Genomic DNA, 22,880 nt, shown 5'->3' with positions numbered 1-22,880 from the left:
AGTGAAGGATCACTTGGGGACGGCGGTCGAACCCGTCGTCGCCGCGGATGCCGGCGCCTTCTGCGGGGTTCCGAGCACGTTCACCACGTCGAAGCGCACGCCGTCCTCCACCTTCTTCAGGAGGGCGTTGCCCTCGTAATACTTGCCCTGTCCGATCAGGCTCGCCGCCTGATCGACATCGGTGGTCGTCTGGTTCAGCGGCACGACGGCCAGGACGAAGTTCATGTCGACGCCGGCGAGCTTGAGCTGGTCGATGGCCGACTTGCGGTCACCCTTCTCGAGGCTCTTGTTCGCGGTCGCCACGGCGGCCGCCTTGGTCGGCGTGGCGACGAAATCCTCGCCGAGCGTCAGCTGGCCGTCGACGGGCAGCCAGGCCGTGGGCTGCGTGGATGCCTTCGCCTCCGCGGTCTTAGCGTCGGCCGCCTTCGCATCGGAAGCCTTCGCATCGGAAGCCTTCGCCATCGCGGCGTGCTTGTCGGGTCTCCGCAGGTCTGCTTCCGCCTTGGTGTAGATCGCCTCGTCGGTCTTGGCCTTGGCGAGCGACGCCTGCGCCTTGCCGATCAGGGTCTTGGCGAGGGTCGGATCGGCGTCGAAGATGGCGATGCGGGCGAGGTGCAGGTCGCGGAAGGCCTGGGCGCCGTCCTTCGACAGCTTGCCCACGTCTCTGTCCGCCGCCTGCTGCGCGGCCGTCACCGGCGGAGCCGTCGCGGGCTTCACCGCATCGTTGGCCAGTGCCACACCGCTGAGGAGCGAGGTTGCGGCAAGGAAAGCGGCAACTGTTCTTGTCTTATTCATCACACTGCCTCCGAAGAAGAGCCGCGCCTGGATCGTGGATCGAACTGATCTCCCTGCGCCGGCGATCTCTTCTGAAGCAAATGTGGTCTTGGCCAATCGAGATGTCATCTTAAAGTTTGGTCAGGTTCAGTTCATCAAATATTCGTTGACAGCAGCCCAGACGCGGAGGTGCATCAAGCCGTTTCCGAGTCGGATGCCGGCGGCACAAAAAAGCACGCGGTGATCGCTCACCGCGTGCCGGTCGTTCGCCCGAGGAGGAAACGGCTCAGGCGGCCGAGAGGCGGGACTTGCGGGTCAGCGCTTCCTCGACGGTGCCGTCGCCGTCGAGGTAGCCGTGACGCTTCGGGTTCGGCATGATCAGCGAGCCGATGAAGGCGACGCCGAGCATGACGGTCACGTACCAGAAGAACGTGCTCTCGAAGCCGACCTGCTTCAGGTAGAGCGCGACCATCTCGGCGGTGCCGCCGAACAGCGAATTGGCGATGGCGTAGGAGAGGCCGACGCCCAGGGCCCGCACCTGCGTCGGGAACAGCTCGGCTTTCACGATGCCGCTGATGCCGGTGTAGAAACTGATCACGATCAGGCCGACCATGATCAGCGCGAAGGACAGGACCGCGTTCTGCGTGGACCCGATGGCGGTCATCAGCGGCACCACCATCAGGGTCCCGAGGCCGCTGTAGAGCAGCATGTTGGCCTTGCGCCCGATCCGGTCCGACAGCCAGCCGAAGAAGGGCTGGATGATCATGTAGACGAACAGGGCGGCGGTGGAGATCTGCGAGGCCGTGACCTTGTCGATATGCGCCGTGTTGAAGAGGTACTTCGGCATGTAGGTGGTGAAGGTATAGAAGCTCAACGAGCCGCCGGCGGTGTAGGCCAGCACCACGCAGAAGGCGCGCCAGTGCTTGAACAGGGCCGCGAAGGTGCCGGAATCCTTCTTGGCCATGTCTTCCTTGGTCGCCGTCTCGGCCAGCGACGAACGCAGGTAGAGCGCGACAACCGCCGCGATGGCGCCGATGACGAACGGGATGCGCCAGCCCCAGGCCGTCAGTTCCTGCGCGGTGAGGAAGCTCTGGAGGATGATCAGCACCAGCGAGGCGAGGAGCTGGCCGCCGATCAGGGTGACGTACTGGAAGGAGGCGAAGAAGCCGCGACGGCCCTTCACGGCGATCTCGCTCATGTAGGTGGCGCTGGTGCCGTACTCACCGCCCACCGACAGGCCCTGGATCATCCGGGCGAGCAGCAGCAGGGCCGGCGCGAGCTGCCCGACCGTGGCGTAGGTCGGCAGCACCGCGATCATCAGCGACCCGGCGCACATCATCAGCACCGAGATCAGCATCGAGGTCTTGCGGCCGAGGCGGTCGGCGATGCGCCCAAACAGCCAGCCGCCGATCGGGCGCATGAAGAAGCCCACCGCGAACACGGCGGCCGATTGCAGGAGCTGACTGGTGCTGTCACCGGCGGGAAAGAACACCGGTGCGAAGTAGAGCGCGAAGAACGCGTAGCAGTAGAAATCGAACCATTCGACGAGATTGCCCGACGAGGAGGCGACGATCGCCTTGATCCGGCGTCGGTTGTCCGCGGCGTCCTCCGCCTTGGTCGGAATGGTCCCGGCCCCACCTGTCATACGTCTCATCCCTGTGCTCTGAACAATGCCGTTCCGCGGCTTGCTTGACGGGGACGTTATCGCCTCGAACGCGATTTCCAAAGAGCGATCAGCGGGTTGTCGGACACGGCCAAGATGACGATGAAACCACGCTGTGGAAGACGTGCCCCTGAGCTTGGCTGTACCGAGTCAATAGGCTGATCGCGATCAGCAGCAAGATCAGCGCAAGAAATCCGGGAACGGTTTCTCGAAGATCCTCGTTGCGGACGGCATCGACGTCGAGCGGCGTCCGACAACAACGAGAGTGGAAACGATCCCATGAGCAAGCTCTTTCGGAGCACGGTGACGGCGGCGGCCCTGGTGATCGGCGCAGCGAGCGCGTTCGCGCAGGGCGGGCCGGGCGGCGGCGCTGGTGGCGGGGCAGGCGGTGCCGGGGGCGGCGCGGGCGGTGCCGGGGGTGGCGGCGCCGGTATGGGCGCGGGCGGCGGCGCCGGTGGCGCGGGTCCGGGTGCGGGTGGTGCCGGCGGAATGCGCGGTGGCGCCGGTGGCGGTGCGGGCGGTGGCGCCGGCATGCGGGGCGGCGAAGCCGGCGGTGCGGCTGGCGGCGCAGGCACGCGCGGCGGCGCCGGCGGTGCGGAGACCGGGGCCGGTCCGGCCGGTGGTGCCCAGCGCGGCGAGGCCGGTGGCCGTGGCGCCGAGGGTGGCGCAGGGCGGCAGGACGGTCGTCCGGGTCAGGCGGCCGGAGAGCGCGGCGGCCGCGAGGACGGTGGCGCCGCGGCACGAGACGGCCGGGGCGACCGGGACGGCAAGGGAGATCGCGACGGCAAGGCGGACCGCGACGGCAAGGGCGATCGGGGCGGCAAGGCTGATCGCGACGGCCGCGAGGAGCGCGGTGGACGGGCCGACCGCGATGAGCGCGGCGGTCGCGACGGCCGCGTCGAGCGCGAGGGCCGGGGTGGTCGCGGCGACCGTGGCGATCGCGGCGCCGTCCGCGGCGCCTATGGCCGCCTGGGGGCGCCGCAGCGCACCGAGTTCCGCCAGAGCGTGTTCCGCCGGGGCATCCCACGCCTCGCCGCCGGCGCCTTCGCGCTCACCGTCGGCACGGCTATCGCCCGCAGCTACACCCTCTACGACCTGCCGCCGGACATCGTCCGGATCGCGCCGGAATACGAGGATTACCGCTACGTGCTGGTGGACGACGACATCGTCATCGTCGATCCCGACACCTACGAGATCGTCGACGTGATCCGCGGCTGACCCGAGCGATCGGAACCGCGTCGGGGGCGGGGCTTCAGGCTCCGCCCCTTCGCGTTTTCCGCTCAGCGCTTGCGGTCGAGGAGGCCGGAGACCACCCGTGCGGTGTAGTCGACCATCGGCACGATGCGGGCATAGTTCAGGCGCGTCGGGCCGATGACCCCCACCACGCCGACGATCTTCTGCGACCCGTCGCGGAACGGAGCCGCGATCATCGAGGAGCCTGAGAGCGAGAAGAGCTTGTTCTCCGAGCCGATGAAGATGCGCACGCCCTCGCCGCCCTCGGCCCGGGACAGGAGTTCGATCACGTCCTTCTGGGTCTCGAGGTCGTTGAACAGCAGGCGGATGCGGTCGAGATCCTCGGCGGCCCGCAGGTCGTCCAGGAGATTGGCCTGACCGCGCACGATGAGCTGCCGGGCATCCGAGGGGCCGACGCTGACGGCGAGGCCGGCATCCACGAGGCGCTCGGTGATCACGTCGAGTTCGCGCTTCATCGCTTGCCGGCCCGACTCGATCTCGGCGCGGAGCGTCCCCAGGGTCCGGCCCTGGAGCCGGGCGTTCAGGTAGTTCGAGGCCTCCTGGAGAGCCCCCGCCGGCAGGCCCGCCGGCAGGTCGAGGAGGCGGTTCTCCACCGAGCCGTCGTCGGAGACCAGGACGACCAGCGCCCGGGTCGGGTCGAGGCGGACGAACTCGATATGCTTCAGGTGGACGTTGGTCTTGGTGGTGAGCACCACGCCGGCCCCGCGGGAGATCCCTGAGAGCAGCATCGAGGCCTCGGCCAGGGCGGAATCGAAGGTATGGCCCGAGGCGGCCGCGCGCATCTGCGCCTCGATCCGCTCCTGCTCCTCACGCCCGACATCGCCGAGCTCCAGCATCGCATCGACGAAGAAGCGCAGGCCCTGCTCCGTGGGCAGACGGCCGGCCGAGGCGTGGGGTGCGAAGATCAGCCCGGAATGCTCGAGATCCGCCATGACGTTCCGGATCGAGGCCGGCGACAGGGCCATGGGCAGGATGCGCGCGAGGTTACGCGAGCCGACCGGCTCGCCGGTCGTCAGATAGCTCTCGACGATCTGCCGGAAGATTTCACGCGAGCGTTCGTTCAGCGCGCTGAGAACCTGCATCTGCTGCGATGTGGAGAAGGGGCGGGCGGGCTCGGTCACATTCCATTCCTGAGGCGGAGAGTGTGACGGTCTCCCGTGCTTTACACAATGCCGTCCACCGTCGCCCCTGGCGGACGCAGGGAGAATACGAGAAACCGCTTGGCCGCGGAAGGCGTTCCGCACCTCGGGCTCACCGGCGGCGCCGGCAATCCGCCCGACCTCGCTTGCCGGGCGGGGGCCGGAACCGTAAAGCCGCACTCCATCGACACCGGTAAGGAGAGCGGCATGCGGTCCTCGAAGCGCGCGAACGACGAACTGCGCATGGTCACCCTGGAGCGCGCCGTCTCCCGCCACGCCGAAGGCTCATGCCTCGTCAGCTTCGGCGACACCAAGGTGCTGTGCACGGCCACCCTGGAAGAGCGCGGCCCTGGCTGGCTGCGCGGCTCCGGCAAGGGCTGGGTCACCGCGGAATACGCCATGCTGCCGCGCGCCACTCACGCGCGCACCCGGCGCGAGGTGACGGCCGGCAAGCCCTCCGGACGCACCCAGGAGATCCAGCGCCTGATCGGCCGCTCCCTGCGCGCCGTGACCAACCTGCCGGCGATCGGCGAGCGCCAGATCACCGTCGATTGCGACGTGATCCAGGCCGATGGCGGCACCCGCACCGCGGCGATCACCGGCGCCTGGGTCGCCCTGCACGAGTGCTTCACCTGGATGCGCGGCCGCTCGATCATCTCGGTCGACCCCCTGCGCGACCACGTGGCGGCCGTCTCCTGCGGCATCTACAAGGGCAAGCCCGTCCTCGACCTCGACTATTTGGAGGATTCCGCGGCCGAGACCGACGCCAACTTCGTCATCACGGGCACCGGGGGCCTCGTCGAGGTCCAGGGTACCGCCGAGGGCAAGCCGTTCTCGGAGGAGGAGCTATTCGAGCTGATGCGCCTCGCCCAGGGCGGCATCCAGTCCCTCGTCGCCCTCCAGAAGCAGGCCGTGGCGCAGTGAGTCTCCGCATGAGCGAGCACCGCATCCTCACGGGTCGCGTCGTCATCGCGACCCACAATGCCGGCAAGCTCGTCGAAATGCGCGAGTTGCTGGCGCCCTTCGGCGTCGACGCGGTCTCGGCCGGCGAACTCGGCCTGCCCGAGCCGGACGAGACCGGGACGATGTTCGCCGAGAACGCGGCCATCAAGGCGCACGCCGCCGCGACGGCCTCGGGCCTGCCGGCCTTCGCCGACGATTCCGGCCTCTGCGTCAACGCCCTCGACGGGGCACCCGGGCTGTTCTCGGCCCGCTGGGCCGGGCCGTCCAAGGATTTCACCGGCGCCATGGCGCGGATCGCCGCGGAACTCGACAAGCGCGGCGCCACCACCCGGCGGGCGCACTTCGTCTCCGCCCTGGTGATCGCCTGGCCGGACGGCCACACCGAGACCTTCGAGGGCCGGGTCTTCGGCGAACTCGTGCCGCCGCGCGGCGCGAGCGGGTTCGGCTACGACCCGATGTTCCAGCCCGACGGCGACCACCGCACCTTCGGGGAGATCTCCTCCGCGGAGAAGCACGGCGTCGACTGGCAGACCGGCAACGCCCTGTCGCATCGCGCCCGCGCCTTCGTGCTCCTGGCCCAGACCTGCCTGCGGCGTCCGTAAACTGCCTGCGGCGCCCTTGAGACCGGCCGCGGGATTGCCAAACGGCGGTCCCGCGCGCACATCCGCGTCATGACCGAACCGACAGGCCCGGACCACCCGACCCGCGATGCGGGGTTCGGGGTCTATGTCCACTGGCCCTTCTGCGCCGCGAAGTGCCCGTATTGCGACTTCAACAGCCACGTGCGCCACGCGCCCGTGGACGAGGGCCGCTTCCTGGACGCCTTCCGGGCCGAGATCGCCCATGTGGCGGCGCGGACGCCCGGACGGACGGTGTCGAGCGTCTTCCTCGGCGGCGGTACGCCCTCCCTGATGCAGCCCGCCACCGTGGCGGGCCTGCTCGACGCCATCGGCGGCGCCTGGACCGTGACGCCCGACGTCGAGATCACCCTGGAAGCCAATCCCACCAGCGTCGAAGCGGAGCGCTTCCGCGGCTACCGCGCCGCCGGGGTCAACCGCGTCTCCCTCGGCGTCCAGGCCATGGACGACGCCGCCCTGAAGCAGCTCGGCCGCCTGCACAGCGCAGCCGAGGCCATGGCGGCGGTGCGGGTCGCGGCGGCGCATTTCGAGCGCTACTCCTTCGACCTGATCTATGCCCGGCCCGACCAAGGTCCGGCCGCGTGGCGGGCCGAACTCGAAGGTGCCATCGCCCGGGCGGCGGAGCACCTGTCGCTCTACCAACTCACCATCGAACCGGGCACGCCGTTCTACGGCCTCGCCGCCGCCGGCAAGCTGGTGCCGCCGGACGACGATGCCGCGCGTGCCCTCTACGACGTGACCCAGGAGGTCTGCGACCGGGCCGGCTTGCCGGCCTACGAGATCTCCAACCACGCCCGGCCCGGCGCGGAATCCCGGCACAACCTCCTGTACTGGCGCTACGGCGAATATGCGGGCATCGGCCCCGGCGCCCACGGACGCCTCGTCGAAGCGGCAGGCCGGATCGGCACCGTCACCGAGCGGGCGCCGGAAGCCTGGCTCGCCCGGGTAGAGGGGCGGGGTCACGGCATCGTCGAGACCGAGACGCTGGCCGCCTCGGACCAGGGCGACGAGTTCCTGATGATGGGTCTGCGCCTGCGCGAAGGCATCGACCCCGCGCGCTACGCCGCCCTGAAGGGGAGGGCCCTCGACCCGGGGCGGATCGACGGCCTCATCGCCGAGGGGCTGATCGCCCGACATGCGGGCGGCCGCATCGCCGCGACGCCCGCCGGCGCGCCGGTGCTCAACGCGCTGGTGGCCGCGCTCGCCGCCTGATCAGGTGCCCGACGGGCCGAGGGTGCGCGGCGCCGGGCTGACGATGGCCGGCGCACCCGAACGGATCTCGTAGACCGCCAGCGCGCGGTCGCTCGGGCCGTCCGGCCGGAACCGGAAGGTCCCGTCGACGCCGGAGAAGCCGGACGGGTTGGTGAGCGTGGTGTCGGCGAAACGCTGCGAGCCGAACTGGCGCGACAGGGCCGCCATCAGCGAGACCGCGTCGTAGGCCAGGGTGGCGACGCGCGGCGGCACCGAGCCGAACCGCGCCTGGTAGCGCTGCGAGAAGCCGGTGAAGCCGGCTGCGTCCGGGGCCGCGAACCAGCCGCCCTGGAGGGCGGGCAGGGCGAAGATCCGGGGATCGTTCCAGACGGCGGTGCCGATCGGCCGGACCCGGCCGGGGGCGAACCCGGCCTTGGTCAGGGCCGGGGCGACGGTGGCGAGGCCATCCGGCGTATCCGGCAGGAACAACGCGTCGGCCTGAGCCGCCGGCCCGGTGATCAGCCCGCCGAGGCGCCCGATGGCGGGGGCCGGATTGCCGACGGGATAGCGCTCGATCGCCACGAGGCGCGCGCCCTTGCGGGCTACCGCCTCGCGGAACTGCGCCTCCACGGCGTTTCCGTAGCTCGAATCCGGGATCATCGCCGCGAAGGATTTGCGGCCGGACGCGACGGATTCGTCGACGACCCGGTCGACCTCGGCCTGGGGCAGGAAGCTCAGGAGGTAGGTGCCGCGGGCCGCGACCCCGGCATCGGTCGAGAAGGCGATGAGGGGCTTGCCCGCCGCGCGTACCACGCCGGCCGCCGCCTGGACGTTGGCGGCGAAGAGCGGGCCGAGGACGACCTCGGCCCCATCCGCCACGGCGGCTTGGGCCGCCTCGCGGGCGCCGTCCGGCGCGCCGCGGTCGTCCTTCACCAGGATCTGCAGGTCGGACTTCTGGAAATCCTCGATGGCGATTTCGGCCGCGTTGCGCATCGCCGTGCCCACCGCCGAGCCCGGTCCGGTGAGCGGCACCACCAGGGCGACCTTTACCGATCCGGTGCCGATCCGCCCCCCGGCGGCAGCGATCGGCGCGTCGGGCCCCGGGCCTTCCGCCTGGGGTGGCGGGACCCGGTTCGAGACGCGACCGCCGCCGTCCGGCACTCCGACGCAGGCCGCGAGCAGGAGCAGGGTCGAGATCCCGACCAGCCCGGATTTCAGCCTGTTGGCGTGCGTCATCGGTGGCCCCCCTGTCGCCGGCTGACGACCCAGGCTTGCAGCCTAGGGGCCAAAAGTAAATGTGAACCGACGCGCCGCCGAGCATTCCGCAGGGAGCCCCGATCGTGGCAAGGTCGCGGCCATGACCCAGAAGATCGACACGCGGACCCGGCGGCGGCGCGACCCGGCCGCGACGGGGCCCGGCGCCCGCCCACCCGCCACCTTCACGGCCTTCGGGCTCGCCGCCGAGGCCGAGGCGATCGAGCCCGGTCTCCACGTGGTGGCGACCCCGATCGGAAACCTGAAGGACGTCTCGTTCCGCGCCCTGGCGACGCTCGCCGCCGCCGATGCGGTGCTGGCCGAGGACACCCGCGTCACCCGCACGCTGCTGATGCATTACGGGATCACCACGCCCCTGGTGGCCTATCACGAGCATTCCAACGCGGCGGTGCGCGAGCGGATGATCGCCCGGATGCAGGGCGGCGAGGCCCTGGCCCTGGTCTCCGACGCGGGCACGCCCCTCGTGTCGGATCCGGGTTTCAAGCTCGTGCAGGCGGCGATCGAGGCCGGCCTCAGCGTCACGCCCATTCCGGGCCCCTCGGCGGTGATGACCGCCATCGTGGCCGCCGGCCTGCCCACCGACCGGTTCTTCTTCGAGGGCTTCCTGCCGGCCAGGTCCGGCGCGCGGCGCAACCGCCTGGAGGCGCTCGGGCGCATCCCCGGCACCCTGGTGTTGTTCGAATCGCCCCATCGCCTGCCCGAGATGCTGGTCGACGCCGTGGAGGTCCTCGGGCCCACGCGCCCGGCAGCGGTCGCTCGCGAGCTGACCAAGCTCTACGAAACGATCCGGCGCGGCAGCCTCGGCGATCTCGCCGCGCTCTACGCGGAGGAGGGCGCGCCGAAGGGCGAGGTGGTGGTGATCATCGGCACGCAGGACGAGGTGCCCGACGCCGCCGAGACGGATGCGGGCCTCGATGCGGCCCTGACGGCGGCGCTCGCCCGGCACTCGATCAAGGACGCCGCGACCCTGGTGGCGGAGGAGACCGGCCAGCCCCGCCGGGTCGTCTATGCCCGTGCCCTGGCCCTGGCCCGGCGCGACGATGAGACCTGAGGGCCCTGCGGCCGAGCGCCGGCGCGCCACTGAGCTGCGCGGCCGGACGGCCGAGACCCTCGCGCTCCTCGCCCTGATGCTGAAGGGGTACCGGCCGCTCGGGTCGCGCTTTCGCGCGGCGGGGGGCGAGATCGACCTGATCGTCCGGCGCGGGGCGACGATCGCGTTCGTGGAGGTGAAGGCGCGCAGCACGCTGGAGGCGGCGCAAGGCGCCATCGACGCCCGCAAGGTCGCCCGATTCTCGCGGGCTGTCCGGGCCTGGATCAGTCGGCACCCGAACACCGACGCGGCGACGTTTCGGGCGGACGCGGTGTTCGTCTCGCCCTGGGCCTGGCCCCGGCACGTGGCCGACGCCTTTCCGATCCGATGATCTCAGGCGCGCGCGGCCGCCACGGCTGCGATCAGCGTCCGCTTGAGGTCGGCCTGGCTGAACGGCTTCTGCACGACCGGACGATCGCGGAACGGCTCACGGATGCCGGCGCCGCCGTAGCCCGTCGAGAATACGATGGGCAGGTCGCGCTTCACGATGGCTTCGGCCACCGGATAGATCGGCTCGCCCGCCACGTTGACGTCGAGGATGGCGACCTCGAAACTCTCGTTCTCCGCCATCTCGAGGGCGGTCGACAGACGCGCGGCGGGGCCGACGACGGTGCAACCGAAATCGAGCAGCATGTCTTCGAGCAGCATCGAGATCGCGGCTTCGTCCTCGACGACAAGCACGCGAGCCCCATTGAGAAGGTCTTCGTCCACTTGAGCACTCACGCCGGGGCTTCTTCCCTTCGATCGACTTGGAAATCCGGAACGCCTTCCGCCGAAGGTGTTCAGGGGTTCGCTCCCACCGTGTGCAATCAGGCTCGCAACATGCGAATGATGCAGGGCCTGAGCAAGCCGGCAAGGCCCTTTGAACAGCCCGGCACAGAGCGAGCCGTCGCCCGTTCCGTGGGGCGTGTCAAGCGCCTGAACCTCGTCAAAGGCCGTCTGCGGGGCAGCAATGTTACGGTCTGAAACATTTCTGCGCCACCGACTCCTACCGGTAGGCAGCCCCCCCTGGAATGCCAACAACCTATGTTAACGGGACGGTCCGGGGTGCGAGACTGGACGCGACGGTCCGCGATGGCTTGGCTCGCGCTCTCCGGCGTGCGGGCTCCCGACTCGGCCACGGCCGGGTCTCCCCTCGTGGTCGCCTCGAAGAGCGATACCGAGGGCGCGCTGACCGGCGCCATGATCGCCCAGGTTCTGGAGAAACTGAACTTGCCCGTCCTGCGCAAGCTCGGACTCGGGCCGACCCTGATCGTTCGCAACAGCCTCCTGTCCGGCGAGATCGCGATCTATCCTGAATACACCGGCAACGGCGCCTTCTTCACCGGCACGGAGACCGATCCGATCTGGAAGTCGCCGCAGGGCGCCTACGACACCATCCGGCGGCGCGACGCCGAGCGCGGCCTCGCTTGGCTGACCCGGGCACCGGCCAACAACACGTGGCTGATCGCCGTCAACGGGGACCTGGCACGGCGCGAGCACCTAACCACGATGACCGACTTCGCCGGAGCGGTCCGCCGCGGCCTCATTCGGCTCGCCGCCTCCACCGAGTTCGTGGAGAGTCCGGCGGCCCTGCCGGCCTTCGAGGCGGCCTATGGCTTCGCCCTGCCCTTGAATCGCATCATCAGTCTGCCCGGCGGTGACACGTCCGTCACGGCGCGAGCGGCCGCGCAGGGGATCAGCGGCGTGAATGCCGGAATGGTCTACGGGACCGACGGGGCCCTCGCGGCGCTCGACCTCGTCGTCATGAGCGATCCCCTGGATGCCCAGATCGTCTACGAGGTGGCCCCGGTGATCCGGCAGGCCGACCTCGTCCGCCACCCCGAGATCGCGCCCGCCCTGGCGCGCGTGTTCACCCGCCTCGACGCCGAGACCCTGCGGCGGCTGAACGCGCGCATCACCGTGGACGGCGACGTGGCCGAAGCGGTGGCAGCCCGTTACCTGTCCGAGAACGGGCTGCTGCCGTGACGGCGGGGACATCGGGAAGCGCGCTGCGGACGGTCGGGATCGGGCGCGTCCTCGCGTTGCTCGTCGGCACCGCCTGGCTCGGTGCCCTGGCGCTCGCCCTGACCTGGCTGCCGGTGCTCACCATCGCGCGGAACCGGCTCGCGCTCGGGGATCCGCGGACCGGCTCGGAGGCGCTCGGCGCAACCGGTGCCCTGGTTCTCGCAATGACCGCCCTCGCCATCGCCCTCGTGGTCTCGCGCAAGCGGGCGGCGGCGGCGCTTGCCACGCTTCTGCTTCTCCTGGCCATCCTGGCCTTCGGACAGGGCCTCGGCGCCGGCGCCGTCCGGTCCCTCGCCGGACTCCCGCCGGCCGCGCGGGCCAGTCTCGGATCGGGATCCTTGCTCGGCCTGTTCCTCCTCGCCGGCGCCCTCGGCCTCGCGGTTCGGCGGTCTCGCAAACCGGGTTTCGGCCTCGCCATCGGCATCGGCTTGGGCCTGGCGTTCGTCGTCCTCGGGTGGTCGGGCGCCTTCGATGCCCTCTCGCTCGCGGTCGAGTACGCGGCGCGGCGCGAGACGGTGAACGCGGCGCTCGCGGAGCATCTCGCCCTCGCGGGCGCGTCCCTCATTCTCGCGGGTCTCCTCGCGGTCGGGCTGTCGCTGCTCCCGCAGGGGCTGGTGGCCCTGGTCCTCGGCGGGATTCAAGTCGTGCCCGCCGTGGCCCTCCTCGGGGGAATGGTCGCCGTGATGTCGGGCCTCCTCCGCGCCGTTCCGATCCTGCGGGACCTCGGTCTCTCAGCGCTGGGCCCCGTCCCCGCCATCGTCGCCATCGCCGCCTATCTGGCCCTGCCCCTCTGGCGCGGGCTGACCCTGGCCCTGCGGGCGCCGGACGACGACACCCTGCAGGCTGCCGAGGCCCTCGGCCTCTCGCGGGGACAGGTGCTGGCGCGGGTCCGTCTGCCGATCGGTGCGCCGATCCTCGTCGGGGCCGTGCGGGTCGCGGCCGTTCAGGGCCTCGGCCTCGCCACCCTCGGCGCCCTTGTCGGGGCCGGCGGCCTCGGCCGCATCGTCTTCGACGGGATGGCGCAGTTCGCGCCCGACCTGATCCTCCTCGGGGCGATCCCGGTCGTGGTGCTCTCGTTGCTGACCGAGCGCGGTCTCAGCCGAGTGGAGGCCGCCGCGCGGCGGCGGTGGCACGCATGAGCCGGTCGCGACGAACCGCGGCCCTCGGGTTCGCCCTCATGGGCCTCGGCCTCGCCGTGGCCAGTCATCCCAGGGTGGCGAGCTGGATCACCGAGGCCCTGGGGGAGCCGGCGCGGCGTCCCCTGTCGGTGGAGCGCCTCCTCGACCTGGCATGGAAGCACCTCGCCTTGGCCGGAACCGGCCTCACCCTCGTGGCCGTCCTGGGGATCGGCCTCGGCATCCTGATCACGCGCCGCTTCGCAGAACCCTGGCGGCCGATGATCGATGGACTCGCGGCGGCCGCGCAGGCGGTGCCCCCGGTGGTCGTGGTCGCGCTCGCCCTGCCGATCCTCGGCTTCGGAGGTCCCCCGACGCTGCTCGCCCTCGTCGCCTACGGAATCATGCCGGTCCTGCGGGGGACGGCGGGCGCCATCGCGGGGGTGGCACCGGAGGTCCGCGAGGCCGGACGGGCGATCGGCCTGACCCGGCTCCAGATCCTGACACGGATCGAACTGCCCCTGGCCGCCCCCGATATCGTCGAGACCCTGCGCACCGCCCTGGTGCTCGCCATCGCCACCGCCGCCGTCGGCGCCCTGGCGGGGGCCTCGACCCTCGGCACGCCCATCGTGTCGGGCCTGCAGAACCAGAACACCGTGGCGATGCTCCAGGGCACCGCCGCCACGGCTGCCCTGGCGTTCCTGGCCGACGCCGCGCTGCTGGCCGGCGTCGGCGGGTGGCGCGCTATTCGTCCTTGAACACCACCTGCGCGCCGCGGCTGACGCGGTTGGCGAGGTCGCGCGCATCCCAGTTCGTCAGGCGGATGCAGCCGTGGGATTCGGTCTTGCCCACTTTCTCCGGCTCCGGTGTGCCGTGGATGCCGTAGGAGGGGATCGAGAGGTCGATCCAGACCACGCCGACCGGATTGTTGGGGCCGGGCGGGATGGTGAACTTAGTCTTCGCCTTCACGCCGGCGAACTGGTACTTCGGATTGTAGGTGTAGGTCGGCGCGTAGGCGACGCCTTCCACCTTCGCCTCGGCGGACGGGGCCGGCTTCTCCTCGCTGCCGATCGAGGCCGGATAGAACGCGACGAGTTTGCCGTCCCGGTCGAAGGCCCGCACGGCGCGGCTCTCCTTGTCGACCTCGATGCGGGTCACGTCCTTCGCGTCGCGCGCCTCGGGATCGACCGCCTGGGCGTTCGAGCCCTTCGTGTCCGTCGCCTTGCCGGTATCCTTGTTGGACTCCCTCTCGCTGGAATCTCTCTTGCCGGATTCCGTCTTGCCGGCCTCCTGCGCCTGCTTCTTCGCGGCCTTCTCCTCCGTCGTCGCCTTGCCGGTCTCCAGCGGCTTCACCGCGGCGACCAGGATCACCGTACCGGCCTTGCCGAAATCCGCGTCGGGGTTGAGCGCGCCGAGGAGATCCGGGGCCATGTGGAAGCGCTCGGCCAGCATCTCGCGGGGGCTTGTATAGCCCAGCGCGTCGAGATCGGCCTGCTCCTCCATCTTCGCCGGCATCTTCTCGACGAAGGGCCCCGCCGCATCGGCCTCCGTGACGGTATATTCGGTGAGCACCGGATCACGGCTCGTCGCCTGAAGCGTGTCGGCGAGGTCGGGCGCGATCTCCGTTTCGGCCTTCAGGCCGTTGGCGGAGGCGAAGGCCGCCAAGGCGCCGCGCAGGTTGTCGCCGTCCCGGCCATCGATGGCGCCGGGCGAGAAATGGGCCCGGTCGAGGAGGATCTGCGCCTTCACGAGCGCCGGCTCCGGGCGCGTCGCTCCGCTGCGCTTGGCCGCCTCGCCCTTCGACTCGGCCCTGTCCGTCCTCTTCGCCGCGCCCGTCTTCGGTTCGCCGCCCTGGGCGTCGGCCTTCGCGGCATCCCCGGTCGGCGCCAGGGCTGCGGATTCCACCGCCTCGCGCGTCAGCGCCGGTCCCTCCGCCTTGTCCTTCGTCTCGGCCTGCGCGCCGCCCGCCAGGGCGACCAGGGCGAGGGCGGCGAGACCGCCGCCGATGCGTGTCGAAGGATACCTGATCACCGAAGAACTCCTGCGCTATCCGCCTGATGGCGCGGGAGTAAGCGCGCGGGGCCGTCCGGCGTTCCGCCCTTCACTGACAGAGGCGGTGGCCGGCATTCCGCTGCCGCTCGTCGAGATGGAGGTGGTTGGCGTGGGCCGCATCCGAGCCCGGGCCGAGGACCGTGCGGAAGAACGTGCAGGCCCGGCCGCGTACGGCGGCCAGGAAGTTCGCCTCCGGCGTTCCCTCCGGCGCGGCCAGCACCGAGAGGGCCGGGCGGTTGGCGAAGGTGAAGCCCATCACGTCGACGCCGTTGGCGAAGCTGTGTTCGCTGAGCTTGGCATCGGGATCGTGGTTCTGGCCCCGGCATTCGTAGGAGGTGCCGATCGTCAGCCCCTTCAGCGGCTGGCCGAGGTCGCGCTCGGCGGCCGCCTGCGCCTCCGTCGCCCAGCGGGCGAGGGATTCGGCGGCTTCGCAGACCAGGGTCACCGGCGGCGCCAGGGTGAGGTCGTCGGCCAGCGCCGTGACCTTCAGGGGCCTGGCTGCCCCGCACTGACCGTTCGTGATGGCCGGCAGAGGCTCGAAGCGTGCGCCGAGGCGCTCCAGGCGACGCCGGCAGGCGCCGTCGTCGACGGGCGCCACGGTGATGGCCAGGGCGGGGGCCGAGAGTTCGGCGGGTCGCGGGGGCGGTGCCGGCACTTCCCCGCCGTCCGTGGGCTTCACCGGTTCGGCCTCGCGCGCCTTTGCCACCCCCGCCGGCGGCGACAGCTCCGCCGGTCGTTCGGGTGGGCGCGGCGCTTCGACCTGGGCCGGCGGGGCGAGCTCGGTTGGGCGCGGCGGGGGCGCCGGCGGTAGCATCGGGATCGCCGTCGCATCCGACGGCACGCCTTTCTCCTGCGCCGAACCGTCGCGCGTGAGGCCGAGTTGGCCGGCGAGGACGAGGATCGCGGCTCCGGCAAGGCGACGGGCGGGTCGGTGACGCATCTCGTTTTCCATCTGGTCCGGGGCCCCGGACCGCCGGTAACGGTCGGGAGGCGCTGCGGGTTCGAGCGGGGCCTTTACCGCGTCAACCCAGAGACGAAACCGACGCCGTGTCGCTTGCGGGCGTAGGCCCGCATTTGCGCTTCGCGCCTGGGTGCTTACCTTGCGGCGCGACGCGCGATGAACCGGACGAAGGACTGCGAATGACCACTGGCACGCCAGACGCTTCCCAGGAGATGGCTCACGAGACGACCGCCGCCGCGGCGCGGATCGGCCCCTTCGCCGACCCGGCCTGGTCGACGCCCCACGGCCTGCCGCCGTTCGAGGACATCGTGCCCGCCCATTATCTCCCGGCCTTCGAGGCGGCGCTGGCCAGCCACCGGGCCGAGATCGACGCCATCGCGGCCGACACCGCCCCGGCGACCTTCGCCAACACGGTCGCGGCTCTGGAGCGAGCGGGGCACGACCTCGACCGCGTCGCCTCGGTGTTCTTCAACCTGAGTGGAAGCCACACCAACCCCGAGCTGCAGGCGGTCGAGCGGGCCATCACCCCGCGCCTGGCCCGCCACGGCAGTGCGATCTACCTCGATGCCGCCCTCTGGGCCCGCATCTCCGCGGTGGATCCCGGGGCCGAGCAGCTCGGACCGGAGGAGCGTCGGGTGCTCGACCGCTACCGGACCCGCTTCCGCCGCTCGGGTGCCGATCTGGCGCCCGAGGCCAAGGATCGGATGGCTGAGATCGCCGCCCGCATGGCCGAGCTCGGCACCAGCTTCAGCCAGAACCTGCTCGCCGACGAGAGCAGTTTCGCCCTGCCCCTGGAGACCGAGGACGATCTTGCCGGGCTGCCGCCCTTTCTGCGCGCGGCAGCGGCGGCGGCGGCCCGGGAGCGGGCCAGCGCGCACGGCCACGTCATCACCCTGTCGCGCTCGCTGATCGAGCCGTTCCTCGTCTTCTCCACGCGCCGGGACCTGCGTGAGAAGGCCTACGACGCCTGGACCCGCCGCGGTGAGAGCGGCGGCGCCACCGACAACCGCGGCCTCATCGCCGAGATCGTCGCGCTGCGAGCCGAGCGGGCCCGACTGCTCGGCTACGACAGCTTCGCCCATTTCAAGCTCTCGGACACGATGGCGGGCTCGCCCGACCGGGCGATGGACCTCCTGCGCAACGTCTGGACGCCGGCGCACCACCAGGCCGCCACCGAGCGGGACCGGCTGCAGGCGCTGGTCCAGGCGGAAGGCCACAACTTCGATCTCGCCAAGCACGACTGGCGTCACTACGCCGAGAAGCTGCGCCGGGCCGAGCACGACCTCGACGAGAGCGAGATCAAGCCGTACCTGCCCCTCGACGGCGTCATCGCGGCGGCCTTCGACACGGCCGAGCGGCTCTTCGGCCTGCGCTTCGAAGAACTGCCCGACGTGCCGCGCTATCACCCGGACGTGCGCGCCTGGGCCGTGCGCAACGCGGACGGATCCGAGGTCGGCCTGTTCCTCGGCGACTACTTCGCCCGCGCCACGAAGCGCAGCGGCGCCTGGATGAGCGCCTTCCGGTCGCAGGAGCGGCTCAACGGCGACATCAAACCGATCATCGTCAATGTGATGAACTTCGCCAAGGCGCCGGACGGCGAGGCCACGCTGCTCTCCTTCGACGATGCCCGGACGCTGTTCCACGAGTTCGGCCATGCCCTGCACGGCCTCCTCTCCGACGTGACCTACCCGCTGCTCGCCGGAACCGCGGTGGCGGGCGACTTCGTCGAGTTGCCGTCGCAGCTCTACGAGCATTGGCTCGAACAGCCGGAGGTGCTGCGCAAGCACGCCCGGCACTACCGCACCGGTGAGCCGATGCCCGAGGACCTGCTGAAGCGCCTGCTCGCGGCCCGGACCTTCAACCAGGGCTTCGCCACCATCGAGTACACCGCCTCGGCGATCGTCGACATGACGCTGCACCTGTCGAGCGCCGGCGAGGATGGGCTCGACGTCGCGGCCTTCGAGGCGGACGCCCTCAAGCGCATCGCCATGCCGGCCGAGATCGCGATGCGGCACCGGACGCCGCATTTCGCGCATATCTTCTCGGGCGACGGCTATGCGGCCGGCTACTACAGCTACCTCTGGTCCGAGGTGCTTGATGCCGACGCCTTCGACGCCTTCCGCGAGGCCGGGGACATCTTCCATCCGGAGACCGCGGCGCGGCTGCGCAAGTACGTGTACGGGTCCGGCAACCTGCGTGATCCGAGCGAGGCCTATACCGCCTTCCGGGGGCGGTTGCCGAGCATCGACCCGCTCCTGCGCCAGCGGGGGCTGGCGGCCTGACGACCCGCCACGCGGGAGACAGGGTAACGGTTTCGTAAAGAAACAGCCTTAACCAATGCTTCCTGCCCCATCAGGAAGCATTGGTCATGACGGATAAGGCCCTCGCGGCATCGGCCGACCCCTCGCCCGACACCCTGCTCAAGCAAGCGATCCTCGGCGCCCGCGCGTCGGCCGAGAAGGCCGCTGCGCCGCCCGTCGCCGGCGGCGCCCCCTGGACCGCGAAGCTCCGCCCCGAGCCGCGTCTCCTCGCCATCGCCGCGGCAAGCCTCGGGCTCGGTGCCCTCATGGGGGCCGGCGCGATGAGCCTCGCAGCCCCGCGCGGGGCGGACGGCAGCGAGACCCTGGCGCAGATCCGCCACCAGATGGAGATCGGCCGCACCGAATCCGAGCGGCAGGTCGAGCGCCTGGCCAAGGGCCTCGCACAACTTCAAGACATTGCGGAAGCCGGCCGCCAGGAGGCCAAGGCGCGCCACACGAATCTCGCCGAGCGCCTCGGCCGCGCGGAGCAGGGCCTCGCCACGAAGCTCGCCGCCACCGGTGACCGCCTCGAGCAGGCGGAGAAGGACCAGAGCGCCCGCCTCGCCGCCCTCACCCTGCAGATCGAGAAGCGCACGGCGGCCCCGGCTCCGCCGCCCGTCGTCGCGCCCCAGGCCGCCAAATCTGCCGCCCCCGAGCCCACCGAAACGGGCGCGCTTCCGGACAAGCCGAAACCGTCGCCCGCCGAGGGCTGGGCGGTGCGGGAGGTCTACGATGGGGTGGCGGTCCTGGAGGATCGCAAACGCCGCCTCGTGGAGGTCGGCCCGGGCGACACCGTTCCGGGTGTCGGACGCATCGAGGGCATCGAACGGCGGGGCAAGAGCTGGGTCGTCGTCACCAAGCAGGGCATCATCACCCCGCAAGCGTGGTGATGCCGGGCCGAGTTCGGCCGACCTGACGAACCGCGGTCAGGACGCCTGGGCCTCGATCTCGGTCTCGGCGTTCCGCACGGGAAAGCGGGGCTCGATCGTCAGGCGATCCGCGATCATCGACCCCCGCGCGGCGCGGTTGCGCCCATGGGTCAGTGCCCGCGTCTGCGCTTCCGCCGACGGATGCAGGATGGCGGTCAAGAAGGCAAAGCCTTCGAAGTCGGAATCGAGGTTCTTGGCTTCGAACACTGGCATGGCGGTCACCGGACCCGAGGTCCTGAAGGGCCCCCGGAGGGAGCCTCAGGACCCGTCATTGGCAGATAATGGGGACAGCGGCAATAAGTTCCGAAAGCCCACGATTATTTACCGTTAATTCACCTCTGCGCCGGACCGAAGGTTAACCCGGTGCGGCAGCGCACCTGATTACAGTGTTTGCGCATCCCGGTAGATCGCCGCGGGAAGGCCCCGGATGTCGGTCTCGACGGTGAGGAGGTGGCCGGCCAGCGGGTCGTCGGCCGGGTCGCGCCCGCGCAGGGCGGTGGTGATGAACAGGGTCGTCAGATCCGGGCCGCCGAAGGCGCATTTGGTGACGAGCGCGGTGGGCACCGGCAGCACGCGCTCGATCTGCCCCTCCGGATCGAAGCGGGTGATGCGCGATCCGCCGTAATGGCAGACCCAGAGATACCCGGCGGCATCGACCGTCAGGCCGTCCGGCTTGCCCCAATCGGCTTCGAAGGCCGCGAAGGGCTGGGGCGGTCCGATGCGGTCCTCCGCGATGGGATGGACCCGGATCACCCCTTCGGCGGTATCCGCGGTGTAGATCCGGCTGCCGTCGGCCGTCATCACCGGTCCGTTCGACACGGCGACCCGCCCTCCGAAGGCATCGAGGCGCCCACCGTGCCAGCGGTGGAAGGTGCCGGTGGGCTCCGCCTCGGCGTCGTCCATGGTGCTGAAGTAGAGGGCGCCGTCCGGTCCGACATGGCCGCTGTTGAGCCGGTTGCCCGAGCGATGATCGTCGGGCGCCACCAGCGGATCCCGACGGCCGCTCTCCAAGTGAAGCCGCACGACACCGGATTCGAAGCCGGCGAGCACCGTGCCGGGATCTTCCGTGAGAAGCGCGAATCCGAGCTTCTCGTCCTGCGGATAGCGCTGGGTCGCCCCGCTCGCGGGGTCGTAGCGCCAGATCGTCGGCGTCTCGACGTCGACCCAGCTGAGCGTGCCAGAGCGGGCGTCCCAGGTCGGTTCCTCGCCGAGTGCGCAGCGGCAGGGAACGGCGACGCGGGGCGTGTGCGGATGGACGCGCAGGGTCATCGGGTCGGGCTCCGGGCTCGGCAGGGGCTTGAACGGGGGAGCGGCACTCCGCTCCGGAGACGTCGGTCAGGCGACGTCTTCGCGCAGGAGCTCGGTGTTGACCGCGAAGGCCGCCATGGCCCCCTCGGCGGCGGCGACCACGGCGAATTGCACCCGGCGGGAGGCGTCCCCGGCGACGAACAGGCCGGGCACGTTGGTGGTCTCGTACTCGCCCGTCGGCACCACGCCCTTTCGGGTCAGGTCGCAGCCGAGCTGCGTGATGAGGTCGGACGGCTCGCACGGCATCGTCATCAGGAACACCGCGTGGCAGGGCAGGCTGGTGCCGTCCGCGAAGGTGAGGCGCTGCGGTTGGCGGCCGTCGCCGTCGAGGCGCCGGATCGGCGTCTCGACGATGCGGACGCCGTGGCGGGCGAGACGCGCGCGATCGTGGTCGGAGAGAACGGTCGGCTGCGCATCGGTGCAGAGGGTGACGTCGTCGCTCCAGACGGTCAACTCGAGGGCCATGCCCTTGGCCGCTTCGCCATGGGCATAGACGACGAGGGGCCGGTCTCGATTCTCGTATCCGTCGCAATAGGGGCAGGAATGGACCCCGTGGCCCCAGTAGAGGTCGAAGCCCTCCACCGAGGGCAGGGCCTGATGCAGGCCCGTCGCTAACACCAGCTTGCGCGTCGTCTCGTGGCTGCCGTCGGCCAGGGTGACGCAGAAGCCTTCGTCGCAGCCCCGGGCCTGGGTGACCTCGACCGCGCGGCGCTCCACCGTGGGATAGCGGTCCAGATCGGCCTCGGCCCGGGCCCTTAGCTCCAAGGGCGGCGTGCCGTCTCGGGTGAAGACCCCCCAGCTCCGCGGCGTGACCGCGTTGCGGGGCTGGCCGGAATCGCAGAGGAGCACGTCGCGGCGGCAGCGCCCGAGGATGAGCGCAGCGTTGAGGCCCGCCGGGCCGCCGCCGACGATGATGACGTCGCGCATATCGCCCGCTCCCCGGCCTGACCTGTCCGAGGATCAACGGTCGGACACGGGGGGAGGTTCGGTGAAGGCCCCCCGGAACAGGAAAAAGGGCGCTCGCGCGCCCTCGTTCCGTTCCCCAGGGGCGGCGCGCCTCAGGCGGCGGTCGGAGCCTTCACGGGGATGCCCTTTTCGGAAAGGAATTGCTGCAGCTCGCCCGATTGGAACATCTCGCGGGTGATGTCGCAGCCGCCGACGAACTCGCCCTTCACGTAGATCTGCGGAATGGTCGGCCAGTTGGAGAAGGCCTTGATCCCGTCCCGGACCGCCGCATCGTCGAGGACGTTGACGCCCTTGAACGGCACTTCCAGGTAATTGAGGATCTGGACGACCTGGCCCGAGAAACCGCACATCGGAAACTGTGGCGTGCCCTTCATGAAGACGACCACGTCCTGGGACTTGATCTCGTTCTCGATCGCGGTGTTGACGTCGCTCATGGGAGTCCTCGTTCGTCTCGGGTCGTGGAAGCTCGCGCTTGAGTTCAGGATTCCGGCGCGGATTTCAAGGCCGTCGATCCTGCGATCCGACGCAGTGCCGCATCCCAATCACACGGAAGCACGAGAAGTTCGTCCGAACCGAGAGGGCATTGCGCCGGTAGGTTCGGAATCAAGGTATCGCCGTAGCGCCTCAGGCTCAACTTCGCCAGGAACTGCGCAGACGACCAGATCTTATCCCAGTCCAGGCGTTGACGGATGGAGCGCTCGTATCGATTCATCGCCGTGATCTGGAGCGTCCCGGCTTCCTGGTACCAGTGGTCGAGGGCTGCTGCGTCCGGCGCGGACAACCGCTTCAGCAGATGCGCCAAAGTCTGTACCAGCAGGCTCTCCACGGCCTGGACCTGGGATCGACCCACGCTCTCGATCTCCTCGGCGACGTTCTCCCAATCCAGGATGTTCAACAGGTCCGGCCGACGCGCGAGAGCGCGCAGGGTCGAGGCCTGCTGCTCGGCCCAGGTCACGATGTCGTCGTCGTAGAGGCTCGGCTGGTCCATACGGTCCGCCTCCGGGGAGACCTCAATCCTGCGGGACGCCCGTGGTGAGCGCAAGGGCGTGCAGCACGCCCCCCATCCGGCCCTGCAGCGCGCCGTAGACCATCTGGTGCTGCGCGACGCGGGTCTTGCCCTTGAAGGCCGTGGACAGGACCGTGGCGGCGTAGTGGTCTCCGTCGCCGGCCAGATCCTTGATCTCGATCCGGGCGTCGGGCAGCGCCTCACGGATCATCGCCTCGATCTCGCGCGCATCCATCGGCATCGGGTTGG

General features: G+C 70.5%; 24 protein-coding genes. 11 read left to right on the top strand and 13 right to left on the bottom strand.

From position 1 onward, the window contains the following. Positions 1–9: 9 nt before the first annotated feature. Complete coding sequence (locus ASG63_RS23600; RefSeq protein WP_056222770.1) at positions 10–795, bottom strand: YfdX family protein; 786 nt, start codon at positions 793–795, stop codon at positions 10–12. A gap of 265 nt (positions 796–1,060) precedes the next feature. Continuing rightward, positions 1,061–2,428, bottom strand: a complete 1,368-nt coding sequence (locus ASG63_RS23595) for an MFS family transporter (protein ID WP_274534762.1) — start codon at positions 2,426–2,428, stop codon at positions 1,061–1,063. A 288-nt stretch (positions 2,429–2,716) separates the two neighbouring features. Between ASG63_RS23595 and ASG63_RS23590 the strand changes: the two genes are divergently transcribed. Next, positions 2,717–3,655: a DUF1236 domain-containing protein gene (locus ASG63_RS23590; protein WP_056222764.1), complete on the top strand. Its 939-nt coding sequence runs from the start codon at positions 2,717–2,719 to the stop codon at positions 3,653–3,655. A 62-nt stretch (positions 3,656–3,717) separates the two neighbouring features. Here ASG63_RS23590 and hrcA read toward each other — a convergent pair whose 3' ends face one another. After that, positions 3,718–4,773 (bottom strand): heat-inducible transcriptional repressor HrcA, encoded by a 1,056-nt coding sequence (gene hrcA, locus ASG63_RS23585; RefSeq protein ID WP_200917560.1) that lies wholly within the window; start codon positions 4,771–4,773, stop codon positions 3,718–3,720. Between the two features lie 264 nt (positions 4,774–5,037). Between hrcA and rph the strand changes: the two genes are divergently transcribed. From rph to hemW, 3 genes are all read left to right on the top strand, one after another. Then, positions 5,038–5,754, top strand: a complete 717-nt coding sequence (gene rph, locus ASG63_RS23580; RefSeq protein WP_056223023.1) for a ribonuclease PH — start codon at positions 5,038–5,040, stop codon at positions 5,752–5,754. Between the two features lie 8 nt (positions 5,755–5,762). Beyond that, complete coding sequence (gene rdgB / locus ASG63_RS23575) at positions 5,763–6,395, top strand: RdgB/HAM1 family non-canonical purine NTP pyrophosphatase (RefSeq protein WP_056222757.1); 633 nt, start codon at positions 5,763–5,765, stop codon at positions 6,393–6,395. Positions 6,396–6,464: 69 nt separating this feature from the next. Then, a complete protein-coding gene (gene hemW / locus ASG63_RS23570; RefSeq protein ID WP_056222754.1) occupies positions 6,465–7,643 on the top strand; it encodes a radical SAM family heme chaperone HemW in 1,179 nt (392 codons plus the stop codon). On the opposite strand, the gene ASG63_RS23565 is transcribed toward hemW, so the two are convergent. Continuing rightward, positions 7,644–8,858 (bottom strand): penicillin-binding protein activator, encoded by a 1,215-nt coding sequence (locus ASG63_RS23565; RefSeq protein ID WP_056222751.1) that lies wholly within the window; start codon positions 8,856–8,858, stop codon positions 7,644–7,646. Between the two features lie 121 nt (positions 8,859–8,979). On the opposite strand from ASG63_RS23565, the gene rsmI reads away from it, so the two are divergent. After that, complete coding sequence (gene rsmI, locus ASG63_RS23560; protein WP_056222748.1) at positions 8,980–9,948, top strand: 16S rRNA (cytidine(1402)-2'-O)-methyltransferase; 969 nt, start codon at positions 8,980–8,982, stop codon at positions 9,946–9,948. Continuing rightward, positions 9,938–10,318 carry a YraN family protein gene (locus ASG63_RS23555; protein ID WP_056223020.1) on the top strand — a complete coding sequence of 127 codons (381 nt, stop codon included), beginning with the start codon at positions 9,938–9,940 and terminating at the stop codon, positions 10,316–10,318. Before rsmI ends, ASG63_RS23555 begins: the two co-directional genes overlap by 11 nt. A gap of 2 nt (positions 10,319–10,320) precedes the next feature. Here ASG63_RS23555 and ASG63_RS23550 read toward each other — a convergent pair whose 3' ends face one another. After that, positions 10,321–10,710 carry a response regulator gene (locus ASG63_RS23550; protein ID WP_056222745.1) on the bottom strand — a complete coding sequence of 130 codons (390 nt, stop codon included), beginning with the start codon at positions 10,708–10,710 and terminating at the stop codon, positions 10,321–10,323. A gap of 351 nt (positions 10,711–11,061) precedes the next feature. Here ASG63_RS23550 and ASG63_RS23545 point away from each other — a divergent pair, with 351 nt between their 5' ends. The 3 genes from ASG63_RS23545 to ASG63_RS23535 are packed head-to-tail and all read left to right on the top strand — an operon-like array spanning position 11,062 to position 13,867. Further along, the gene (locus ASG63_RS23545) at positions 11,062–11,955 is read left to right on the top strand and encodes a glycine betaine ABC transporter substrate-binding protein (protein ID WP_082559479.1); all 894 of its coding nucleotides are present in this window, start codon (positions 11,062–11,064) and stop codon (positions 11,953–11,955) included. After that, the gene (locus tag ASG63_RS23540; protein WP_082559478.1) at positions 11,952–13,133 is read left to right on the top strand and encodes an ABC transporter permease subunit; all 1,182 of its coding nucleotides are present in this window, start codon (positions 11,952–11,954) and stop codon (positions 13,131–13,133) included. The genes ASG63_RS23545 and ASG63_RS23540 overlap by 4 nt, the downstream gene beginning before the upstream one ends. Then, positions 13,130–13,867, top strand: coding sequence for an ABC transporter permease (locus ASG63_RS23535; RefSeq protein ID WP_056222740.1), 738 nt, complete (start codon positions 13,130–13,132; stop codon positions 13,865–13,867). Before ASG63_RS23540 ends, ASG63_RS23535 begins: the two co-directional genes overlap by 4 nt. Here the strand turns inward: ASG63_RS23535 and ASG63_RS26715 are convergent. Together ASG63_RS26715 and ASG63_RS23525 are read right to left on the bottom strand one after the other, a co-directional pair. Continuing rightward, positions 13,854–15,140 (bottom strand): L,D-transpeptidase family protein, encoded by a 1,287-nt coding sequence (locus ASG63_RS26715; protein WP_244480014.1) that lies wholly within the window; start codon positions 15,138–15,140, stop codon positions 13,854–13,856. The two genes, ASG63_RS23535 and ASG63_RS26715, sit on opposite strands and share 14 nt — an antisense overlap. A gap of 70 nt (positions 15,141–15,210) precedes the next feature. Next, positions 15,211–16,101, bottom strand: coding sequence for an extensin-like domain-containing protein (locus ASG63_RS23525; RefSeq protein WP_056223009.1), 891 nt, complete (start codon positions 16,099–16,101; stop codon positions 15,211–15,213). 233 nt (positions 16,102–16,334) lie between these two features. Here ASG63_RS23525 and ASG63_RS23520 point away from each other — a divergent pair, with 233 nt between their 5' ends. Both ASG63_RS23520 and ASG63_RS23515 read left to right on the top strand, forming a co-directional pair. Further along, positions 16,335–18,404 (top strand): M3 family metallopeptidase, encoded by a 2,070-nt coding sequence (locus ASG63_RS23520; protein WP_056222737.1) that lies wholly within the window; start codon positions 16,335–16,337, stop codon positions 18,402–18,404. A gap of 86 nt (positions 18,405–18,490) precedes the next feature. Continuing rightward, on the top strand, positions 18,491–19,312 hold the full coding sequence (locus tag ASG63_RS23515) for a hypothetical protein (protein ID WP_056222735.1): 822 nt from the start codon (positions 18,491–18,493) through the stop codon (positions 19,310–19,312). A 36-nt stretch (positions 19,313–19,348) separates the two neighbouring features. Here the strand turns inward: ASG63_RS23515 and ASG63_RS23510 are convergent, their stop codons facing one another. The 6 genes from ASG63_RS23510 to ASG63_RS23485 all read right to left on the bottom strand — a co-directional run bounded on the left by ASG63_RS23510 (position 19,349) and on the right by ASG63_RS23485 (position 22,872). Continuing rightward, positions 19,349–19,564, bottom strand: coding sequence for a hypothetical protein (locus tag ASG63_RS23510; RefSeq protein ID WP_056223005.1), 216 nt, complete (start codon positions 19,562–19,564; stop codon positions 19,349–19,351). Positions 19,565–19,732: 168 nt separating this feature from the next. Next, positions 19,733–20,620 (bottom strand): SMP-30/gluconolactonase/LRE family protein, encoded by an 888-nt coding sequence (locus ASG63_RS23505; protein WP_056222732.1) that lies wholly within the window; start codon positions 20,618–20,620, stop codon positions 19,733–19,735. 66 nt (positions 20,621–20,686) lie between these two features. After that, the gene (locus tag ASG63_RS23500; protein ID WP_056222729.1) at positions 20,687–21,586 is read right to left on the bottom strand and encodes an NAD(P)/FAD-dependent oxidoreductase; all 900 of its coding nucleotides are present in this window, start codon (positions 21,584–21,586) and stop codon (positions 20,687–20,689) included. A gap of 131 nt (positions 21,587–21,717) precedes the next feature. Continuing rightward, positions 21,718–22,059 (bottom strand): Grx4 family monothiol glutaredoxin, encoded by a 342-nt coding sequence (gene grxD, locus ASG63_RS23495; RefSeq protein ID WP_056222726.1) that lies wholly within the window; start codon positions 22,057–22,059, stop codon positions 21,718–21,720. Between the two features lie 44 nt (positions 22,060–22,103). Then, a complete protein-coding gene (locus ASG63_RS23490) occupies positions 22,104–22,613 on the bottom strand; it encodes a DUF29 domain-containing protein (protein WP_056222723.1) in 510 nt (169 codons plus the stop codon). Between the two features lie 22 nt (positions 22,614–22,635). Then, entirely contained in the window at positions 22,636–22,872 is a 237-nt protein-coding gene (locus ASG63_RS23485) for a BolA/IbaG family iron-sulfur metabolism protein (protein ID WP_056222722.1), read from the bottom strand. Positions 22,873–22,880: the final 8 nt, after the last annotated feature.

Origin of the sequence: Methylobacterium sp. Leaf94 (assembly GCF_001426045.1) — a bacterium.
Classification (GTDB): Bacteria; Pseudomonadota; Alphaproteobacteria; order Rhizobiales; family Beijerinckiaceae; genus Methylobacterium.
The sequence above is the reverse complement of the archived record's forward strand: the minus strand, read 5'-3'. Positions and strand labels throughout refer to the sequence as shown.

Excerpts from the sequence above, each read along its gene's own strand:
- rph (WP_056223023.1), top strand. The coding sequence starts at position 5,038 with ATGCGGTCCTCGAAGCGCGCGAACGACGAACTGCGCATGGTCACCCTG.
- ASG63_RS23510 (WP_056223005.1), bottom strand. The coding sequence starts at position 19,564 with ATGCCAGTGTTCGAAGCCAAGAACCTCGATTCCGACTTCGAAGGCTTT.
- hrcA (WP_200917560.1), bottom strand. The coding sequence starts at position 4,773 with ATGCAGGTTCTCAGCGCGCTGAACGAACGCTCGCGTGAAATCTTCCGG.
- ASG63_RS23590 (WP_056222764.1), top strand. The coding sequence starts at position 2,717 with ATGAGCAAGCTCTTTCGGAGCACGGTGACGGCGGCGGCCCTGGTGATC.
- ASG63_RS23520 (WP_056222737.1), top strand. The coding sequence starts at position 16,335 with ATGGCTCACGAGACGACCGCCGCCGCGGCGCGGATCGGCCCCTTCGCC.
- ASG63_RS23525 (WP_056223009.1), bottom strand. The coding sequence starts at position 16,101 with ATGCGTCACCGACCCGCCCGTCGCCTTGCCGGAGCCGCGATCCTCGTC.
- grxD (WP_056222726.1), bottom strand. The coding sequence starts at position 22,059 with ATGAGCGACGTCAACACCGCGATCGAGAACGAGATCAAGTCCCAGGAC.
- ASG63_RS23485 (WP_056222722.1), bottom strand. The coding sequence starts at position 22,872 with ATGCCGATGGATGCGCGCGAGATCGAGGCGATGATCCGTGAGGCGCTG.
- hemW (WP_056222754.1), top strand. The coding sequence starts at position 6,465 with ATGACCGAACCGACAGGCCCGGACCACCCGACCCGCGATGCGGGGTTC.
- ASG63_RS23565 (WP_056222751.1), bottom strand. The coding sequence starts at position 8,858 with ATGACGCACGCCAACAGGCTGAAATCCGGGCTGGTCGGGATCTCGACC.
- ASG63_RS23535 (WP_056222740.1), top strand. The coding sequence starts at position 13,130 with ATGAGCCGGTCGCGACGAACCGCGGCCCTCGGGTTCGCCCTCATGGGC.
- rsmI (WP_056222748.1), top strand. The coding sequence starts at position 8,980 with ATGACCCAGAAGATCGACACGCGGACCCGGCGGCGGCGCGACCCGGCC.
- ASG63_RS23500 (WP_056222729.1), bottom strand. The coding sequence starts at position 21,586 with ATGCGCGACGTCATCATCGTCGGCGGCGGCCCGGCGGGCCTCAACGCT.
- rdgB (WP_056222757.1), top strand. The coding sequence starts at position 5,763 with ATGAGCGAGCACCGCATCCTCACGGGTCGCGTCGTCATCGCGACCCAC.
- ASG63_RS23515 (WP_056222735.1), top strand. The coding sequence starts at position 18,491 with ATGACGGATAAGGCCCTCGCGGCATCGGCCGACCCCTCGCCCGACACC.
- ASG63_RS23600 (WP_056222770.1), bottom strand. The coding sequence starts at position 795 with ATGAATAAGACAAGAACAGTTGCCGCTTTCCTTGCCGCAACCTCGCTC.
- ASG63_RS23545 (WP_082559479.1), top strand. The coding sequence starts at position 11,062 with ATGGCTTGGCTCGCGCTCTCCGGCGTGCGGGCTCCCGACTCGGCCACG.
- ASG63_RS23505 (WP_056222732.1), bottom strand. The coding sequence starts at position 20,620 with ATGACCCTGCGCGTCCATCCGCACACGCCCCGCGTCGCCGTTCCCTGC.
- ASG63_RS23595 (WP_274534762.1), bottom strand. The coding sequence starts at position 2,428 with ATGAGACGTATGACAGGTGGGGCCGGGACCATTCCGACCAAGGCGGAG.
- ASG63_RS23555 (WP_056223020.1), top strand. The coding sequence starts at position 9,938 with ATGAGACCTGAGGGCCCTGCGGCCGAGCGCCGGCGCGCCACTGAGCTG.
- ASG63_RS23490 (WP_056222723.1), bottom strand. The coding sequence starts at position 22,613 with ATGGACCAGCCGAGCCTCTACGACGACGACATCGTGACCTGGGCCGAG.